Raw genomic sequence first — 14,196 nt, forward strand, 5'->3', positions numbered from 1 at the left:
GGAGGTAGCTAGTGGAGCGAGTTATAGTGAGACTATTCTGGTTAGGAACTAAATATAAAATTCGTAATGCATTAGCGTGCGGGAAAATAACTTACCTCTCCCCTTGCGGGAGAGGTCGGCAGGCAAAGCCTGCCGGGTGAGGGGAAATTGTGAATATTAAAATATTTCAAAAGCAACTAAAAACAAATCAAACTAATGCTGAGCAAACACTTTGGTATTATTTAAGAAATCGTCATTTAGGAAACTATAAGTTCCGAAGACAAGTTATCATTGACTCGTATATTGTCGACTTTGTTTGTTTTGAAAAGAAGCTGATTGTTGAGTGTGATGGAGGTCAGCATAATGATATGGAGAAAAAGGCTTTGGATGAGGTAAGAACGCAGAACCTAGTGGGTAAAGGATATAGAATATTACGCTTTTGGAATCATGATATTTTGGAAAAAACAGAGGATGTGCTGAATAATATTTATAAGGAGTTGCAGAAGTGATAGATGAGAACACCCCTCACCCGCACTGCAAATGCAGTGCAACCTCTCCCGCAAGGGGAGAGGTAAATGGTGGAAGGAAGCGCTGGAGGCTTTTGCTAGGAGTTAAACCTAAGGTTGCTAACGGAATTAGCGTATTGGAAGATAGTTACCTCTCCCCTTGCGGGAGAGGTCGGCAGGCAAAGCCTGTCGGGTGAGGGGAAGTGATGCATTTAGAGGTAAAGGACTTAATCAATGGATGAAATGATAGAAAGAATAAAGAAAATAAAAGTAAATGAAAAAATAACCAAAGTAACTGCGTTTGCGCCAGCAACCAGTGCAAACTTTGCGGTAGGATTTGATTTGATGGGCTTTGCGTTATCAGGTGTCGGTGACACAGTGCATTTACAAAAGCGTGAGGATCAGCAATTAGTTATCAAACAAATCTGTGGGCTATTAACAGATAAAGAGTTAAGTCTAGATGTTGATAAAAATGTCTGTGGTGCGGTGATAAAGAAATTTTTGCAAGACCACCAACTATCAATTGGTTTAGATATTACCATTGAAAAAGGCATTCCTTTAGGTTCTGGCATTGGCGGTTCTGCCGCATCTTCAGTTGCGGCAATACTTGCAGTTAATGAGTTCTTGGTAAAACCTCTAGCAAAAGAGCAGTTAATTGATTATGCCATTTATGGTGAGAGTCTTATCTCTGGTGGCGTTTATCATGGTGATAATGCCGTGCCTGCGATGTTTGGTGGTTTGGTGTTGCTGCAAAACTCAAAGCCATGTGAGTTTATTCAACTGCCGAGTTTAGATTTATATGCTAGTGTTGTTGTACCTAATCTAAAAATCGAAACCAAAGAAGCACGAAAGTTGATTGATGTACCTTTTATGATCAAAGAGTTTGTCGCACAGAGTGCTAAAACTGCGGCGATAATTAGTGCGCTATATGAGGGTGATCTTGTGCGTTTTAAAAAACATTTTGTTGATGTATTGGTTGAGCCAAAACGCAAAGTATTGATTAAGGGTTTTGATCAGGCAAAACAAAAAGCAATTGAATTTAGCGCGCTTGGGTTTGGTATTTCGGGATCAGGTCCTGCTGTATTTGCGCTAAGTAGCAATAAAGATACTGCTGCAGTGATTGCAAATGAATTAGTTAAAGTATTTGCCAACGAGGGGCTATCAGCAGAGAAATATATTACAAGCTTATCTGCAAAAGGTGGGCAAATTATCGCAAAGGAGGAAGTATGAAATTTATCAGTACCAGAGGTGATGCCAAGGCTGTAGCGATATCAAGTGCATTACAAAATGGCTTAGCAGAAGATGGTGGGCTTTATGTCCCTGAGGCTTTTCCACTGTTTGATTGGAGGGCTTTAGATAGTGCAATGAGTTATCCTGACTTTGCAACAAAGCTTCTAACTCCATTTTTTAACGGCGATGCACTTGAAAACCAATTAAGCACAATATGTCATGAGAGCTTTAATTTTCCTTTGCCGTTGGTGAATATTGATCAAAAAACATCGGTGCTTGAGCTTTTTCATGGTACGACTTTATCATTTAAAGATTTTGGGGCAAGATTTCTAGCCAATGCTTTAAGTCATATTAAAACCGATAAAAAATTCACGATTATGGTCGCGACTTCAGGCGATACAGGCTCTGCGGTTGCCGCAGCCTTTTATCAAAAGAAAAATATCAATGTCATGGTGCTGTTCCCCAAGGGTAAAATCTCAATGCGTCAGCAAAAGCAGATAACTTGCTGGCAAGACAATGTCTGTGCAGTTGAGGTTGATGGCACATTTGATGATTGCCAAGCATTGGTTAAAGGCGCATTTGCCGATAAATGGTGGCAGAATAATACGTATTTAAATACATCTAATAGTATTAACATTGGACGGCTGTTACCACAAACAACTTATTACGCCTATATTGCTTGGCAGTATTTTTTAAAGCATGGCAAAAAGGCAAATTTCATCGTGCCATCGGGTAACATTGGTAATGTTTGTGCCTGCTTTTGGGCAAAAAAAATGGGCTTGCCGATTGGTAATATTGTCATTGCACAAAATGAAAATAATGTTATTGGACAGTTTTTAGAACATAAAACATTACCTAATAAAGCCAGTATCGAAACACTTGCTAATGCGATGGATGTTGGTAAGCCAAGTAACTTTGAGCGCCTTTATGCGCTTTTCTCTGATTTTGACGTTTTTGCTCATGAGGTAAAAGCTTTTAAAGCATCTGATAGTGATATTAAAAAGATGATTGCTGAGGTAAAGAATGAGCATAATATGCTTATTTGTCCACATACGGCAACTGCATTTTTTGCGCGTGAGTCTTTGCCAGAAGATATGCATTATGTCGTTGTCGCAACCGCCCATCCGGCAAAGTTTGAAGAAGTGATCGAGCCGATTGTTAAAGAGAAAATTAAAGTGCCTGAGCACTTAAACAAATTACTTGAAAAGAAACAACAAAGTGTTGGAGTTTCTGCAAATCTTAATGCCTTAACAGAGCAGTATCAGGCATACTTTGGTGTTTATTCTTCATCCTCATAATCATCGTAATCTTCATCGTCAAAGTCGTCATAATCATCGGCGAAATCAAAATAATCATCATCAAACTCATCTTCTTCATAGCTATATAAACTCTCAGCATCTTGGCGCAATGTGAGGATCAGCGCTTGCATATCTTTGGGAGGTTTAGCACTAAATTCAACAACTTCTCCGTGCACGGGGTGAATAAATGCTAATTTATACGCATGTAAGGCTTGGCGCTCAAAGTCTTTTAATACATCTTGCGCTTCATCGGATAAGCCGCGTGCGAGTTTCAATCTCGGGTTATAAACAGGATCTCCTACTAATGGCGCTTTAAGATGTGCCATATGCACACGAATTTGATGGGTGCGTCCGGTTTCTAGTTTGCAACGAATGCGTGTATGTGCACGATAGCGCTCCAATACCACAAAGTGGGTAATGGCTTCTTTGCCCGTAGGGGTCACCGCCATTTTTAAACGATTGTGAGGGCTTCTGCCAATTTTGGTTTTGATCGTACTGCCTACGGTAATATAACCTGTGGCAATCGCTTCATACTCACGCTTGACTTGACGCTTAGATAATTGGGCGACAAGTGATGCATGTGCTTTGAGACTTTTAGCCGCAACCATTAATCCAGAAGTATCTTTATCCAGTCTGTGAACAATGCCGGCGCGCGGTACCTTGGCAAATGCTGGATCATGCGCTAATAGCGCATTGGATAGTGTGCCAGATAAGTTGCCTGCCCCGGGATGAACAGTTAGTCCCGCAGGCTTATTAATAACGATGACATCATCGTCTTCATAAATGATATCAAGCGGAATATCCTCTGGCTGCCAGTGGTTTTTATCCTCCAGTGTCGCATTAAGTGATATTTCCTCGCCACCAATGATTTTATCTTTGGCTTTTTTGATCTCACCATTAACAAGAATGGCACCTTGTTTTAGCCATTTTTGTAGTTGTGAGCGTGAGTAGTCACTGAAAACGTTGGATAAGCATTGATCCAAACGTTGACCAGCACAGCTTTCAGGTGCAATAACATTTTGCTGAATGTTTTTAGATACGGTATGATGTGGCACAAATAAAATCCTATCAAGACGCCGGTTAAATTGTGCATCATTGTAAACAATAAATGACAAAGGCGGTAATAAATTAAAGGGTAATCGATGAAAAAGATCAGTTTGGCATTAAGCGGCTTGGGTGCGCTTTTGTTAATGGCAGGATGCTCAACAACAACGACTAAGGCATTGCCATATCAAGGCGAAAGTGCTGAATATATTTATGCCAAAGGGCATGAGCAGGTTAAAGATGGTGATTATTATAAAGCGATTGATACCTTTAGATCGTTAAACTCACAATATCCATTCCAAAGCTATACTGAAATGGGCAATTTAGAGCTTATTTATTCTTATTATGAAGATGGGCAGCCCGAGATGGCGTTGGGGTTGGCTCGTCAGTTTTTACGTGCTTATCCAACATCAAAACACTTGGGGTATGTTTATTATATGATGGGGGTGATTAACTATGATAACGGTCGTGGGTTCTTACAACGCCGCTTGCCATACGATATGGCGCAACACGACCCAGCATCTTATCTACAAGCCTTTAATGATTTGAAGCGTTCGGTGATACTAAGTCCTAAAGCTTCTTATGCCGAGGATGCAAGGCGCCGCATGGTGCATATTAATAATGTCGTGGCTGAATATGAATATAATATCGCTAATTTCTACTTTGAGCATGAAGCTTATGTTGCTGCGATTAATCGCGCTAAGATTGTTGTTGAGAAATACTCACAAAGCAGCTCGATTGAGAATGCGTTGGTTCTATTGATTAGAAGTTATGATATTTTGAAAATGCCTGAGTTAGCTGAGAAATCAATGGAAGTATTAAAGGCAAACTATCCTAATAATGCGTATTTAAAATCTTTAGAAGATGCAGCAAAACGCCCAACGGTAGTATTTAAATAAACTCAATCAATTATGTGAAGTTGGTTGATGTAGAACTCATAAAGCGCTTAATGATAAAAGCGCTTTTTTAATGAATAAAGGTAATAATTATGTGGTTTAAAAATTTAGCATTGTTTCAATTTACAGAAGACTTTACAACCAGTGCTGAAGATCTTGAAAAACAATTAGCCGAGCATGCATTTAGTCCGTGCTCAACAAGTGCACCCATATCAATGGGCTGGGTATCGCCAATGGCACAAGATATGCCATTAGTGCATGCAGCCTCGGGCTTTATGATGGTGTCATTTAAAATCCAAGAAAAGATGGTGCCAGCAGGCGTTATCAAAGAAGTCTTGGATGAAAAAGTTGAAGAAATTGAGCTAAGAGAATCGCGTAAAGTCAAAAAGAAAGAAAAAGATACGTTAAAAGAAGAGATCTATCAAAGCTTATTGCCGCGCGCCTTTACGCGCAACACCGTGATTAATGCTTATATTGACACGCAAGCAGGTTGGCTTATTGTCAATGCTTCATCCGCTAAAAAAGCGGAGCACTTAACCGTTAATTTACGCAAAGCCTTAGGCAGTTTGAAAATTCGTATTCCTGAGGTGTTGCCAGTTTCTATGCTTCTGACACAATGGCTTAAAACCAATGAATACCCGCAAGATCTAACCATTGAAGATCAATGTGTGTTACAAGATAATAAAGATGCCTCAGGTATTATCCGCTGTCAGCGCCAGAATCTATTTACCGATGATATTTTGTCACTGATTGACTCAGGGCGTGAAGTGATCCAGCTGGGGTTATCATGGCAGGATCAGCTAAGTTTTGTTATCAATGATGAGTTTATGTTGAAATCATTAAAGTTTTTAGAAGTCGTACAAGACAAAGCCAATGATATTGTTTCTGAAACAAAGCAAGAACGCTTTGATGCTGACTTTATTATTATGGCCGAAACCTTGCGTGAATTTATTGATTTTATTATGCAGATTTTTGCTAAAGAGGTTCAAGAAACTGAAGTTTCTGATACAGCAAATACAATGACTGATATAAGTCCTGTTGAAAATGACGAAGAAATAAGTCAAGCACATGATGAGGATGATGCGCCATGGGAAGAGAGTGAAGTAACAGATGATACACTCGATACTTCAGTTGATCACCAAAACCAGTAATGTGATAGTTTATGCACCCGAATGAAGTAATGTCTTTAAATAGTCAGCTTGAAAATATCAAGCGACCACCATCCTCAATCGATGCTGAGCGCTCGGTTATTGGTGGATTGATACTGGATAATGAAGCATGGTTTAAGATTGAAGAAATTCTGCGACCTGATGACTTTTACAGTACGCAACATCGCATTGTTTTTCGCCAAATGCAAAAGCTTATTAAAGATGAATCACCTTTTGATATCATTACTTTAAGCGACTCATTATCAAATGAGAAACTGCTAGAGCAAGCTGGTGGACTTCACTACTTAGCTGAGATTGCCAAAAATACACCAACTGCTGCCAACGTTGTCGCCTATGCTGAAATTGTTAAAGAGCGCTCAAAATTACGTGTGCTGTTAAATACGGCAACCGATATTGCCAATATGGTTTATGTGCCAGAAGGGCGCAAAGCCGAAGACATCTTAGATGTGGCTGAGCAGAAAATTTTGGCAATTGCTGAGAGTGATACTCAGCGTAGCGATGGTCCTAAGTCCGTGCGTGATATTATCCCGAGTGTGATTGATCGCATTGATGCGATGATGGAAGCAAGTGATGGTATTACTGGAATCTCCAGTGGCTTTACTGACTTGGATGAGTTAACTTCAGGCTTGCATCCGGCGAATTTAGTGATTGTTGCCGGACGTCCGTCAATGGGTAAAACAACCTTTGCCATGAATTTGGCTGAGAATGTTGCCAGAGGTGCTGAAAAGCCTGTACTTGTTTTTAGTTTGGAGATGCCTTCAGAAGATATTGTGCTGAGGATGATTTCATCTCTTGGTCGCGTTGAGCAAAATGCGCTAAGAAATGGTCGCCTAGAAGATGAGCACTGGGCAAAGATCACAACGGCAATGGAAGTATTGTCCAAAGATTTCAATATGCATATTGATGATAGTGCGGGTTTATCCCCTGCTGATATGCGCTCACGTGCACGTAAACTCTATAAAGAGCAGGGTGGCTTAAGCATGATTGTTGTCGATTATCTGCAATTGATGAAGGTGCCAGGCTATGAAAACAATCGTACCCAAGAGGTCTCAGAAATCTCACGTGCTTTAAAATCTCTTGCCAAAGAGCTGCATGTTCCTGTCGTGGCATTATCTCAGCTTAATCGTGCGGTTGATGATCGCGCGGACAAACGTCCTATGATGTCAGATCTACGTGAATCCGGTGCCATTGAGCAAGATGCGGATGTGATTATGTTTGTTTATCGCGATGAGGTTTATCATAAGGACAAGGAAGACAATAAAGGACTCGGTGAAATTATTATCGGTAAGCAACGTAATGGTCCAATTGGCAGTATTAAAGTGCACTTTGAAGGACGCTTCTGTCGCTTTGCTGATTTAACCTTTGAGCAGAGTGTGCCGTTTGGGGTGCATTAAATATATTTTATGATATACTAAAAAATATTTAAAAATGTGGAGGTTACTATGTCAACGATTTCATTAAAGTTGGATGATTCACTCGAGAAAGAGAGCATGCTAATTGCAAAGTCGTTAGGTTTATCTAGAACCAAATTTATTACCCATGCTATCGAGCATGAAATAGCGCGCATAAAACGCAAAAATGAACGTAAGAAAATGGCACAATTCTTAGTGCAAATGAATGGAAATACAGATTATCAAAAAGAATTGAATGAGATTGAAAAAGGTTTAGACGATGATTAAATACCTTAAGAACTCTGGTGTGTACTTGGCGAATTTAAATCCAAATAAAGGCAGTGAAATTGGCAAAAAAAGACCAGTCATCGTATTAACGCATCAAAGCTTCCTTGATAATGATATCTCTCCTATATTTATTTGCCCGTTAAGTACACAGTCATATGATAAAAACCAAATTTTGCACGTAAAAATAAAAGCAAGAGACTACTTGCAACAGGATAGTTTTGCTTTGCCTGAGCAATGTCGGTCAATATCAATGACAAGATTAGAGCCAACATTGATTACCAGTATTACAGACAAAGAGAGACAGGAAATCTTCAGTAAATTGGACTTATTAATTGGATTTAAGGAAAATATAACTAATTTTTAATTGTTTGGTCTATGCCATTGATATCATTTTGGCATAGAATGATGGGGTTAATTAACTACAGTAACAGAGCATTCTAGTGTTAGATATACAAAAAATTCGTCAAGACTTTCCTTTTTTAAAGCAAACGATTCATGGCAAGCCCGTGGTGTTTTTGGACACGGGTGCGTCAGCACAAAAGCCAAATATCGTCATTGATGCAGTCAAAGATAGCTATACCAATGATTATGCGAATGTTCATCGTGGCGTGTATTATTTAAGTGATCAAGCGACAGAGAAATACGAAGGCACACGTAAAATTGTGCAACACTTCATTGGTGCGCAAAAGATGGAAGAAATTATCTTCACAAAAGGCACAACGGAGTCGATTAATCTGGTGGCAAGCTCGTTATTGGATCAGTATTTTAATGTCGGTGATGAGATTATCATTACCGAGATGGAGCATCATGCCAATATTGTGCCGTGGCAGCTAATGAGTAAACACAAACCATTGACGATTAAATATATACCCGTAACCGATAAAGGGGAGCTTGATTTATCTGTTTTACCCACACTTTTAACAGATAAGACCAAACTTATCTCATTAACGCATTGTTCAAATGTGTTGGGGACGATTAATCCGATTAAAGAAATTATCCAAAGCATTCGCAAAACGCATCCTGACGTTGCAATTGTTGTTGATGGCGCGCAGTCTGTTGTTCATCAAAAAATTGATGTGGTTGATTTGGATTGCGATTTCTTTGCTTTTTCGTCACATAAACTCTATGGCACGACAGGCGTTGGCGTATTATATGCCAAAGAGAAATGGCATAAACTGATGTCTCCTTATCAAGGCGGTGGTGATATGATCAAGCTTGTGACGATGAGTGAGACGACATTTGCCGATCCACCGTATAAATTTGAAGCAGGGACGCCCGATATTATTGGCGTGATTGGTTTATCCAAAGCCATTGAATATGTGCAAAGTATCGGGCTTTGTAAGATTAAAGCACATGAAGAAACGCTGCTTCGCTATGGCACAGAAAAATTACAAACCATTTCAGGGCTTAGAATATTAGGTCAAAGCACACATAAAGCTGCGGTAATTACCTTTGTTATTGATGGATTCCATGCTAACGATTTGGGTACATTGCTTGATTTATCAGGTGTTTGTGTGCGCACGGGACATCATTGCGCACAACCGTTATTACAACGCTATAACGTGCCATCGACGGTGCGTGCATCGTTTGGTGTGTATAATACCAAAGAAGATGTTGATATGTTGGTTGAAGGACTGCATAAAGCGATTAAGATGTTATCTTAAATGGTAGTGAATTATTTAGGCTATGAACCAAGTCCAGCCATTCCAAACGTGCCCTGAGCAAAGTCGAAGGGCATGCAAAGATGAGTGGCTTCGACTAATGCTCAGCCAACGTTTATGTTTATAGTGAATTAAGTAGCCATGCAAATCTTATCAGGTATTTTTTGGATTCCTGGATCAAGTCCGAGAATGCCAGCAAGCCGTCATATTCGGGCTTGACCCGAATATCCATTATTACAATAAGCTATTGTTTAGGTACTTATTCTTTTGAGCGTGAATAGCGCTTACGGTCTGATTCGGTTAGAAGTTTTTTACGCAGACGGATTGATTTTGGTGTGATTTCAACTAACTCATCATCTTCGATAAATTCTAATGCATACTCAAGGGTAATTTTAATAGGTGTGGTTAACACGATACTTTCATCTTTACCAGAGGCGCGCATATTGGTTAGTTGCTTGCCTTTACAAGGATTAACCGTCAAATCATTATCACGTGAGTTAATGCCGATAATCATACCCTCGTAAACTTCAACGCCATGACCAATAAACATTTTGCCACGTTCTTGTAAATTAAACAGAGCAAATGCCACTGCCTTGCCAGCACAAATAGAAATTAACGTGCCGTTTAGGCGCGATTCAATAATTCCCTTTTTCATAGGACCATAATGATCAAAGATCTTATTGATAATGCCAGTACCTGAAGTAATGGTTAAAAACTCAGTGTAAAAACCAATTAGACCGCGCGAAGGGATGATGAATTCTAAGCGCACACGACCTTTGCCATCTGGCTCCATATTTCTAAGCTCACCTTGGCGTAAACCCATTTTTTCCATGACAGAACCTTGATATTGCTCATCAACATCAATAATAGCTTGCTCATATGGCTCACACATCTCACCATCAATTTCTTTAAAGATCACATGTGGACGTGATACAGCGATTTCAAAACCTTCGCGACGCATATTCTCAAGTAAAATAGATAAGTGCAGCTCACCACGACCAGAAACCTTGAATTTATCAGGATCATCTAGTTGTTCAACACGAAGAGCAACGTTGTGTAAAAGCTCTTTTTCCAAACGATCTTTGATTTGACGAGAAGTTACAAATTTACCTTCGCGCCCAGCAAATGGCGAGTTGTTCACTTGGAAAGTCATCGAAATGGTTGGCTCATCAACGGATAATGGCGGCAGTGCTTCAACACAATCCAATGCGCAAATGGTGTCAGAGATATTAATTCCCTCAATACCGGTAATGCAGATAATGTCTCCTGCGGATGCTTCAGGCACTTCAACGCGCTCAAGCCCCATATGCCCTAGTACTTGTAATACACGACCTTGTCTTGTGTTGCCATTTTTATCAACAATACTTACCGGTGTATTGGTTTTGATCTTACCACGCTTAATACGCCCAATACCGATTGTGCCAACAAAGCTTGAATAATCCAATGAAGAAATTTGCATTTGAAATGCACCTTCTTGATCAACCTCAGGTGGCGATACACGCTCAACAATCGTTTCAAATAGAGCATTCATATTGTCAGTGGTTTCATTTGCATCCATTGTTGCAAAGCCATTTAATGCCGATGTGTAGACAACAGGGAAATCAAGCTGCTCATCCGTAGCACCCAAACGATCAAATAAATCAAAAACCTGATCCATCACCCAATCAGGGCGGGCACCTGGGCGGTCAATCTTGTTAATAACAACAATGGGTCTTAAACCGCGCGCGAATGCTTTTTCAGTAACAAAGCGTGTTTGTGGCATCGGACCATCAACAGCGTCTACTAAAAGAAGTACAGAGTCAACCATTGACATTACACGCTCCACTTCGCCACCGAAGTCAGCATGTCCTGGCGTGTCAACGATGTTAATACGATAATCATTCCATTTAATAGCGGTGTTTTTGGCAAGAATGGTAATTCCACGCTCTTTTTCTAAGTCGTTGGAGTCCATCACGCGCTCAACGTCAGCGCCACGCGTTTTTAATGTGCCTGATTGCTGTAATAGTTTGTCAACCAGTGTTGTTTTGCCATGGTCAACGTGTGCGATAATCGCGATATTACGTAAATTTTCGATCATAAAATTATATTCTTTTAAGAGTTAGCGTAAATTGATTAGTGATTGTACGGTCACATTTAAAATACGCAATGTTTTTTTTGTGAGAATTGCATGTTGCGAGAGAAAAGATTTTCTCATTAGAGTTGTCATCTGCATTGATATTTAAGTTTGAGGTGTTCTTTGTATCTTTACGTAATACAGTAATGCTGCTATGCTACCTAACAAGGTACTAAACAAATGATTAATTACGTTGATTAAAAGTTTTAAACACAAAGGCTTAGAACAATTTTTTTACAGCGGTATAACGAAAGGTATTCAGTCAGAGCATGTAGCGAAGGTATCGCGGATTTTGTCTGCACTTAATGCTGCATCAAAAGCTTTGGATATGAACCTTCCAAGTTATAAGCTGCATAAACTTAAAGGTGATAAATCTGAATTTTGGTCAGTTACTGTTAATGGTAATTGGCGAGTGATTTTTAAATTTGAAGACGGTGATGCTTATATTGTAAATTATTTGGATTACCATTAAAAAACTTAGGAGGATATTAAAATGTTTAACCCAAGTCACCCCGGTGAGATTTTAAAGCATGATATATTAGAGGCGCTGGATGAGAAAATCACAATTACAGAGGCTGCAAAGCGTCTTGGTGTCACACGTGCAAACTTATCCAATCTGCTAAACTGTAAAATGAATGTAAGTATTGAGATGGCGATTAGACTATCAAAGGCAACAGGCACAACAGCAGAGTTTTGGATAAATTTGCAAGCGCAATACGATTTAGCTCAAGCAAGAAGCCGAGATAAAAATTTAAATATAATACCTTTTAGCGATGTTCAATCCCAAGCAGGTTTGCGTAGCCACTAAACAAACTATTTTACGCTTAGCGATGGCTGATCGGGTATACCTTAATTAGCTGGTATATTTAGCGAATCTTCTTATTAATGAGTTCAATCTGATAACCATTAGGGTCTTTGACAAAAGCAATGACACTGGTGCCACCTTTGACAGGACCTGCTTCACGCGTGACAATCCCTCCTTGTTTCTTAATCTCCTCACAGCTTTGATAAACATCCTCGACTTCAATGCACAGATGTCCAAAAGCATTGCCATGATCATAACTATCGGTATCCCAGTTATGAGTCAGTTCGATGGCAGTGATGGCATTGATGTCATTGCCATAACCCATGAATGCTAATGTATAGCGATAAGCCTCGTTATCCATCTTTTTAAGTAAGTTCATACCAAAAATGTTTTGATAAAAATTAATTGATTCCTCGAGATTGTTAACACGGATCATAATGTGAGCTAGACGCATAATGTTGTCCTTTGTTCTTATTGTATGAAGTTGTGCAGAATGTTAATAAAACAGCATCGGTCTGACAAGGTAAATCATACCAACCTCCAAGCAATAAGTTCTACAAAACGTCTGATGATAGGTATATACCCATCGTAAGCCATTTTATAGTGTTTAATGTTGAAGAAGTTTTTGGTGTTTTTGAATGATTGGATTGCAGGTAATAGCTAGGACTATTAGCAAGATCCAATCATTCAAAAGTGCAAGAAATTCAATAGCAGAAATACTGTAAACTGGTTTGTGATGGGTATATAATGCTCGCCATTATTTGAGTAAAGGTAACATGCATGCAAATCGTAGATGAAATCTGTTTAAAAGCATTAACAGACGTCGAAAACACAAAAAATAGACAAGATTTAGATCATATTCGCGTTCAGTACTTGGGGAAAAAGGGTGAACTTACCGAGATTATGAAACAATTAGGAACTTTGCCAAATGAAGAAAAGCCAAAGCTTGGGCAAGCAGTCAATGAAGCGAAGAGTAAATTGCAAATGGCTATTACCGCGCGCTTGGATGTGTTAAATGCGATTGAATTGGCGCAAAAATTAGCAGCTGAGAAAATTGATGTCACGCTTTCAGGTATTGGACATGAACAAGGTACATTGCATCCGGTTTCAACAAGCATGCAGCGAATTGAAGGCTTTTTTAGTAAGATGGGTTTTGCGATTGAGTATGGTCCTGAAGTTGAGGATGACTATCATAACTTTGAAGCGTTAAATATTCCTGATCATCATCCAGCGCGTGCCATGCATGATACTTTCTACTTTAATCCTAATACTGTATTAAGAACGCATACTTCTGGTGTGCAAATCAGAACAATGGAAAAACAACAGCCACCGATTCGCATGATTGCACCTGGGCGTGTTTATCGTTGTGACTCTGATATGACACATACGCCGATGTTTCATCAGGTGGAGGGTTTGTGGATTGATGAGAAGGCATCATTTGCTGATCTAAAAGGCTTGTTAAATGCCTTTTTAAATGCCTTTTTCGAGAAAGATCTAAAGATGCGTTTTCGTCCTTCATATTTTCCATTTACCGAGCCCTCAGCCGAAGCCGATATGGAATGTGTGATGTGCGAAGGGCAAGGTTGTCGTGTGTGCAAGCAAACCGGTTGGCTTGAGGTGTTAGGTTGCGGTATGGTGCATCCTAATGTGTTAAAAGCCGGCGGCATTGATAGTGAGAAATATCGTGGATTTGCTTTTGGCATGGGTGTTGAGCGCTTAACTATGTTGCGTTATGGTATTAATGATTTACGTTTATTTTTTGAGAATGATTTACGGTTTTTAAAACAGTTTTAATTGCTTTGTATTGCACTCAATA

15 protein-coding genes are annotated in these 14,196 nt (G+C 39.5%); 12 read left to right on the forward strand and 3 right to left on the reverse strand.

Features of this window, described 5'->3' with window-relative positions:
* Positions 1-149: 149 nt before the first annotated feature.
* The 3 genes from NYP54_RS11200 (at position 150) to thrC (ending at position 3,013) form a co-directional block, all read left to right on the forward strand.
* A complete protein-coding gene (locus NYP54_RS11200) occupies positions 150-488 on the forward strand; it encodes an endonuclease domain-containing protein (protein WP_283156567.1) in 339 nt (112 codons plus the stop codon).
* A gap of 231 nt (positions 489-719) precedes the next feature.
* A complete protein-coding gene (locus NYP54_RS11205) occupies positions 720-1,715 on the forward strand; it encodes a homoserine kinase (protein ID WP_283156568.1) in 996 nt (331 codons plus the stop codon).
* Complete coding sequence (gene thrC, locus NYP54_RS11210; RefSeq protein WP_283156569.1) at positions 1,712-3,013, forward strand: threonine synthase; 1,302 nt, start codon at positions 1,712-1,714, stop codon at positions 3,011-3,013. Before NYP54_RS11205 ends, thrC begins: the two co-directional genes overlap by 4 nt.
* On the opposite strand, the gene rluD is transcribed toward thrC, so the two are convergent.
* On the reverse strand, positions 2,995-4,068 hold the full coding sequence (rluD, locus tag NYP54_RS11215; RefSeq protein ID WP_283156570.1) for a 23S rRNA pseudouridine(1911/1915/1917) synthase RluD: 1,074 nt from the start codon (positions 4,066-4,068) through the stop codon (positions 2,995-2,997). The genes thrC and rluD overlap by 19 nt on opposite strands.
* A gap of 87 nt (positions 4,069-4,155) precedes the next feature.
* Here rluD and NYP54_RS11220 point away from each other — a divergent pair, with 87 nt between their 5' ends.
* From NYP54_RS11220 to NYP54_RS11245, 6 genes are all read left to right on the forward strand, one after another.
* Positions 4,156-4,956 carry an outer membrane protein assembly factor BamD gene (locus NYP54_RS11220; protein ID WP_283156571.1) on the forward strand — a complete coding sequence of 267 codons (801 nt, stop codon included), beginning with the start codon at positions 4,156-4,158 and terminating at the stop codon, positions 4,954-4,956.
* A gap of 89 nt (positions 4,957-5,045) precedes the next feature.
* On the forward strand, positions 5,046-6,104 hold the full coding sequence (locus tag NYP54_RS11225) for a recombination-associated protein RdgC (RefSeq protein ID WP_283156572.1): 1,059 nt from the start codon (positions 5,046-5,048) through the stop codon (positions 6,102-6,104).
* A gap of 29 nt (positions 6,105-6,133) precedes the next feature.
* Entirely contained in the window at positions 6,134-7,516 is a 1,383-nt protein-coding gene (gene dnaB, locus NYP54_RS11230; protein WP_206609084.1) for a replicative DNA helicase, read from the forward strand.
* Between the two features lie 48 nt (positions 7,517-7,564).
* A complete protein-coding gene (locus NYP54_RS11235; protein ID WP_117001570.1) occupies positions 7,565-7,801 on the forward strand; it encodes a hypothetical protein in 237 nt (78 codons plus the stop codon).
* Complete coding sequence (locus NYP54_RS11240) at positions 7,794-8,165, forward strand: type II toxin-antitoxin system PemK/MazF family toxin (protein WP_283156573.1); 372 nt, start codon at positions 7,794-7,796, stop codon at positions 8,163-8,165. Before NYP54_RS11235 ends, NYP54_RS11240 begins: the two co-directional genes overlap by 8 nt.
* 76 nt (positions 8,166-8,241) lie before the next feature.
* On the forward strand, positions 8,242-9,465 hold the full coding sequence (locus NYP54_RS11245; protein ID WP_283156574.1) for a cysteine desulfurase: 1,224 nt from the start codon (positions 8,242-8,244) through the stop codon (positions 9,463-9,465).
* A gap of 256 nt (positions 9,466-9,721) precedes the next feature.
* On the opposite strand, the gene typA is transcribed toward NYP54_RS11245, so the two are convergent.
* Positions 9,722-11,539 (reverse strand): translational GTPase TypA, encoded by a 1,818-nt coding sequence (typA, locus tag NYP54_RS11250; protein WP_283156575.1) that lies wholly within the window; start codon positions 11,537-11,539, stop codon positions 9,722-9,724.
* 229 nt (positions 11,540-11,768) lie between these two features.
* On the opposite strand from typA, the gene NYP54_RS11255 reads away from it, so the two are divergent.
* Positions 11,769-12,047 (forward strand): type II toxin-antitoxin system RelE/ParE family toxin, encoded by a 279-nt coding sequence (locus NYP54_RS11255; RefSeq protein WP_117001566.1) that lies wholly within the window; start codon positions 11,769-11,771, stop codon positions 12,045-12,047.
* 21 nt (positions 12,048-12,068) lie between these two features.
* Complete coding sequence (locus NYP54_RS11260) at positions 12,069-12,383, forward strand: HigA family addiction module antitoxin (RefSeq protein ID WP_206609080.1); 315 nt, start codon at positions 12,069-12,071, stop codon at positions 12,381-12,383.
* A gap of 58 nt (positions 12,384-12,441) precedes the next feature.
* On the opposite strand, the gene gloA is transcribed toward NYP54_RS11260, so the two are convergent.
* Positions 12,442-12,834: a lactoylglutathione lyase gene (gloA, locus tag NYP54_RS11265; RefSeq protein ID WP_117001564.1), complete on the reverse strand. Its 393-nt coding sequence runs from the start codon at positions 12,832-12,834 to the stop codon at positions 12,442-12,444.
* 326 nt (positions 12,835-13,160) lie between these two features.
* Here gloA and pheS point away from each other — a divergent pair, with 326 nt between their 5' ends.
* On the forward strand, positions 13,161-14,174 hold the full coding sequence (gene pheS, locus NYP54_RS11270) for a phenylalanine--tRNA ligase subunit alpha (RefSeq protein ID WP_283156576.1): 1,014 nt from the start codon (positions 13,161-13,163) through the stop codon (positions 14,172-14,174).
* Positions 14,175-14,196 lie beyond the last annotated feature (22 nt).

It is taken from the genome of Cysteiniphilum sp. QT6929, from assembly GCF_030035755.1.
Lineage (GTDB): Bacteria > Pseudomonadota > Gammaproteobacteria > Francisellales > Francisellaceae > Caedibacter > Caedibacter litoralis.